Annotated in this window: 5 protein-coding genes; all 5 read right to left on the reverse strand. The window is 43.6% G+C overall.

Annotation, left to right across the window (positions count from 1 at the left end; genetic code table 11):
• Positions 1–143 precede the first annotated feature (143 nt).
• The 5 genes from F0364_RS02880 to F0364_RS02900 all read right to left on the reverse strand — a co-directional run bounded on the left by F0364_RS02880 (position 144) and on the right by F0364_RS02900 (position 4,557).
• Entirely contained in the window at positions 144–1,475 is a 1,332-nt protein-coding gene (locus F0364_RS02880) for a TolC family protein (RefSeq protein WP_153796250.1), read from the reverse strand.
• Positions 1,476–1,483: 8 nt separating this feature from the next.
• The gene (locus F0364_RS02885) at positions 1,484–1,867 is read right to left on the reverse strand and encodes a DUF2147 domain-containing protein (RefSeq protein ID WP_153796251.1); all 384 of its coding nucleotides are present in this window, start codon (positions 1,865–1,867) and stop codon (positions 1,484–1,486) included.
• A gap of 132 nt (positions 1,868–1,999) precedes the next feature.
• Positions 2,000–2,689: an acyloxyacyl hydrolase gene (locus tag F0364_RS02890; protein WP_153796252.1), complete on the reverse strand. Its 690-nt coding sequence runs from the start codon at positions 2,687–2,689 to the stop codon at positions 2,000–2,002.
• Positions 2,690–2,797: 108 nt separating this feature from the next.
• The gene (locus F0364_RS02895) at positions 2,798–3,559 is read right to left on the reverse strand and encodes a LytR/AlgR family response regulator transcription factor (RefSeq protein ID WP_153796253.1); all 762 of its coding nucleotides are present in this window, start codon (positions 3,557–3,559) and stop codon (positions 2,798–2,800) included.
• Entirely contained in the window at positions 3,556–4,557 is a 1,002-nt protein-coding gene (locus F0364_RS02900; protein WP_153796254.1) for a sensor histidine kinase, read from the reverse strand. The genes F0364_RS02895 and F0364_RS02900 overlap by 4 nt, the downstream gene beginning before the upstream one ends.
• Positions 4,558–5,123: the final 566 nt, after the last annotated feature.

The following is a 5,123-nucleotide window of genomic DNA, read 5'->3' on the forward strand; positions in this document are numbered from 1 at the left end:
CTTTCTTACATGCCCTGACATGACTTACATGGTTCATCGAAAAAATCAACAAAATTCTGGAACCATGTAAGCCATGCGAGGATATGTTAGCTATCCACGTAATGCTTTGGCTTTCTTACATGCCCTGACATGACTTACATGGTTCATTTACTCTCCATACCCAGCAACTTTATCTTAAGCTTATATGCCTGGATAAAGTAATCGCTCATGCTTTGCAGGTATTCATTCTGGCTGGCAGTTAAATCTGAGTAAGACCGCAGCCGCTCGTCAAGCGAAACAACTCCTTCCTGCAGCCTGTTTTGGGCGTGCCGGTCGTTGCTCTCGTATAGTTCTAAAATGGAAACCGATTTTTGATAGGCTTTCAGAGAGCTGTTGTATGATAAAAGAATGTTGGAATTAGAAATGCTGCTCTGTAGTTTGGCTGCTTCATACTGTGTCCGGCGGGTTTCGTATTCCAACCTGGATTTATCCAACTGGTATTTCCTTGTGCCGCCTGTAAAAATGGGTACAGACAACCTTAAACCCCAATACTGTTGCGGAATGGTATTGCTGTTGCCAAACTTCAGCAATTCATCAGAGGCTACCTGCGTATTGTATTGGTACACCGCCGACAGTACCGGCGAAAACGCGGCTTTTGAAGACTTCCAGTTATTCATTGCAACAAGCATTTCAGTATTAGCCAACCCAATCTCCGGGTCGGGCAAAAAACTAATACTGTCCACTACCTGTACCTTTAACGGTAAAGTTTCCGGCAGGTAAATACTGTCATTGCAATTCAGCAACAACCGCAGGTTATTTAGCTGTATCTTCCTGTTTTCGGCAATAACGCCAAGGCTTTTTTCCGCCTTGCTTTTGTTTATCAGGGCGGTATTAAGCGTTATCCCGCTAACCAGGCCGTCATTAAACTTATTTCTTGCAATGTTATACACAACGGTAGTAGTATTAAGGTCTTCCAGCGTTATGCGCTCCGCTTCATTTAACAGCAGGCAAGAAAAATAGGCATCCGCCAGGCGGGCATACAAATCACGCCTGCTTTTTTCAATGTTAAGTGTGGCCATTTCCTTCTCAAATTTTGCCGCTTTAACAGCAAACCAGTCCTGCATGTTCAATATATCAAACTGGGTATTTATGTTGGCGTTGTATATGTAGCGGCGACCAAAAGTTGCTTCCGTAAATGTTCCCTCAGGTGCGGCAGGGTTAAATAGCGTAGCCGGAATTAGCGTTGATTGTATTGTTACATTATCCGTAAAACTTCCATTCGCAGTTACAGAAGGCAACATGCTGCCGTATGCCTGCTTCAAAGATTTTTCCGCTATCAACCTGTTGTTTCTTGCTGCCTGTATCTCTGTGCTGTGTTTGTCCGCATAGCCCCATATATCCTCCAGCGAAGAGAACCTTAGCTGCCCAAATGCAGTATTACCAGCCAGCCCTAATGCAATTATCAATAGTATTCTTTCCAGTCTCAACATCCTCATTCATTTTGCTATTTAACTCTTGTCCACGTTTTGGTGCGGCTCATCAACCCTGCTTTACCGGTCAGCATCATAGTGTCTTCATCTTTCAGAACAATGGTGCAGGAAAAGCTTTTGCCCTGCCTGGGCATATAAATTTTCCCATTGTATTTTCCGTTCTCTGCAACCAGGCTGGTAATTAAAGTTTTACCTACCAGTTCAGCCTTATCGGCTTCACGTACAATAGCTTCGTAGGTATTATTCTTTTTTACAAACTCAATGGTGCGTGTTTTGTCATCGTTGGTCCATTTACCCAGGATGGTTTCAGCATTTGCCGTTGGGTTTTGCGCCAACGCTCCAAGCCCTTGCATCCACAAGCCAAGCGCCATCATCAGGATCATTAGTGTTTTGTTCATTGCTTTAATTTTAAAGTTGCTATTAATTGCGGCCGCGCTACAAATGTGATACAGTATCCTTTCGAAAAACTTTTAAACCGCCGCCAAACAGGCAAGATGCGCCGCGAAACGGCCGCAGCAGTTTGGCTACCCTCAGGGCCTGTAAGCAAAGCCCACAAAAAATCCATTGCTGTCGTGTGATGGGTTGCGTTCCACACCTTTTGAATTTCCATTCGATATGTGCAGGTGCCTAACACCCAACATAAGGCCCGCAGAATGCGACAGGTTTATTTCTGTTCCCAACCCGTACCTGGTTACACCGTTAAACTGTGTACCCAACCGGTTATCCTGGTCTGTTGGTAATGGAAACTCATCAATGAGATAGATAAATCCACCCCCCGACTCAAAGTAAAACCGCCAGCTTTTTTTATTAACTGGATAAAACCTGGCAAATGGCCGTATAGCCACGCCTGTAGTTTTATTAAAATCATCACGTGGAAAATACATGCTCAGTTCAACACCCACAGACATCCACTTGCGCAATTGGTAATTAATGCCCGTACTGTTTTGCGGCAGAAAAGTATATGGATACTTGTACCCCCAGGAAAAACCGGTTTCGTTATAGATGGATAATTTTCGCTGTAGCGTACTGTCTTTTGTTGTCAGCAGCAAAGCCGTGCCAGCCGCTACTGTCGGTACAATAACACCCATGCTCGTGTGCAGGTTAAGCGGTTTAAAGCCCAAAGGGTTATTGTACCACTTATCGCCAACAGCAAACTGAGCATTAACATGATCAACTAGAAAAACGAGTAGAAAAAGGGGTAAAAAGAGTTTATGTTTCATAGCGCTTGCTTATGTGGCTGCAAGCTGCTTCATAATAATACAAACAATACGAATGAACACGACAAAGCAGGCATTTTTTGCTTCAAGGCAGGCGTGCCGGCGCCAATGTTATCCGCCCTCAAGCCAGGCCAGGAATTCAGAGGCTTTGGCCTTACTTATTACCACATGTTCAGGGGTGGCCACATGCAGCTTTGCCACCAGCTTGCGGGCAAAAAAGCGCTCAGCATTGGCTATGGCGTTGCGGTGGATAATGAACTGCCTGTTGGCCCTGTAAAAAAGAACCGGGTCGAGCGTTTTCTCAAGGTCATCCATTGTGGAAGAGATATAGTATTTCTGGTTAGCCTGCGTGGTAATACTAACCAGGCCATTGGCAAGATAAATAAACGCAACATCCTTTACCTGCAACGGAATTATCTTGTCTTTTAAATGCACCAGCAATGCCGACTTATATTTAAAATTCAACTGTCCCAGCAGGTTGGCCACGTGCTGCTGCTCCGTTTCTTTTTCAAATACAGATTTAAGGCTCTTAAACTTAAGTAAGGCTTTCTCCACTTTTTCCTGCGTAGCAGGTTTCAGCAAATAGCTTACGGCGTTGGTATCAAAGGCTGTCATCAGGTATTCATCAAACGCGGTACAGAAAACTACCGGGCATTGCACACCGGTTTTGCTGTATATATCAAAGCTAAGGCCGTCTGCAAGTTGTATGTCAGAAAAAATCAGGTCAGGATGCTGGTTGTTGGCAAACCATTCTACAGCCTGCTCCACAGATTCCAGTATTGCCACAACGTTAAGGGTATCATCAATTTTTGTAATGATGCTTTGCAGTTCCCTGGCAGCTTTGGCTTCATCTTCAATAATCAAAATTTTCATAGAATAAGCGGAAGTTTTACTATAAAGGAATATTCATTTCGCTCAATAACAATTTCTTTGTTAAACAATAACCCATAACGCTGCTCAATGTTGCTCAGCCCGGTACCCGTAGATTCTGGCACGGATAACTTCGGCTGAAAGTTGTTCTCTACCATAAGATATCCTCCCGTGTCATACACAGCTATAGATAAAGGTTTATAACTCGCCGCCACATTATGCTTCACCGCGTTTTCAACCAGTATCTGCAAAGTAAGCGGTGGCGTTTTGCTTTGCATGGCAACATCGCTAACGTGTATATCAATGTGTATAGCATCTTCCAGCCGCGCTTTAATAATGTACAGGTAAGATGCTATAAAGGCCAGCTCTTCCTGCAGCATGGCAGTATTCTTATCCTTGTATTGCAGCACATACCTGTACACATTCGAAAGCTGGCTTATAAACTCCTTCACTTCTTTTTCCTGTGTTAAAGTGCTTAGCGTATTTAAGGTATTGAACAGAAAATGCGGGCTAATCTGTTCTTTTAGCGATGACAGGTTAGCGCTAAGCTGCGCCTGTTTTAACTGTTCAATCTCAATTTCGTTTTTTTGTTTCTCCGCCAGCATATGCAGGTAATACAGTATAAAATAAATTAGCCCGCTTATAACCAGCCCACGCAGCAAAACAATAACGTGCCTCCTGGCATACGGCATTTCAGCAAACTGGGCGGGTAGTGATACCAGGCGTACAAACAGGTAATCGTAAGGATAGACAATTAGCCCTATGCAAACAATACTCCAAAAGCCCATCCATCCGCCGGCTGGCAAATGCTTTTTTAAACTTGGCGTATGTAACAGGTACGAGTGCAGGAACCAGCTTAGCAACGCGAACAAAAAAGTGTAAGTTATGCTTATAACCACTTGTTGCCAGGCAAGGCTGTCAATCCTTATCAGCCGGGGAAAAGTTCCTATCACGGCAATTCCGGCGGAAAGTACAATACCTAAAACTGCATTTTTTTTCACCCGGTAAATTTATCGCAACAATGTATCCGGCAGGCATATGGTTTGGCAAAACAGGCAACAACATAGCCAGTGCAGGCAAATAAGACAGTAAAACTGGCTTCGCCATTTTTTTGTTTATGGGCCCGGCGACAGGAATTACTATGAGGCGTCCCTTGCGTCGCACTCTTCCTCTGAAGATTGTGGTTTTAGCAAGGCTTTAGCCTGCTAAAACCACTGTGGTAGCAAAACATAATCATCTCCAAAAAAATAATGATTTTTTCTGGCAGCAGCTAAAACAACAATAAATGGATACGTGGATTTTAAATAATTGATTCTTCCTCTGCAAGCCATGTCACCTTTTACAGTGAGTTGCCTATGCCTGTGTACTCCGGAGAGTCGTGGCAGATTGTACGTCAAGTCTTATTACAAGAGTGCCGTCCCTTTATATTTTAAATTACAAAGCAGCCCTGTAGGCCATTGTTTTTGTTCCCAAAATTAGAACAAAAAACCATGTTTTTATAGGCTCGCTTCAGCACCTTTCATCTTCATTGGCCTGTGTGCACTTAAAATTGCATGATGGATTGTAC

Origin of the sequence: Foetidibacter luteolus (assembly GCF_009650435.1) — a bacterium.
Classification (GTDB): domain Bacteria; phylum Bacteroidota; class Bacteroidia; order Chitinophagales; family Chitinophagaceae; genus Foetidibacter; species Foetidibacter luteolus.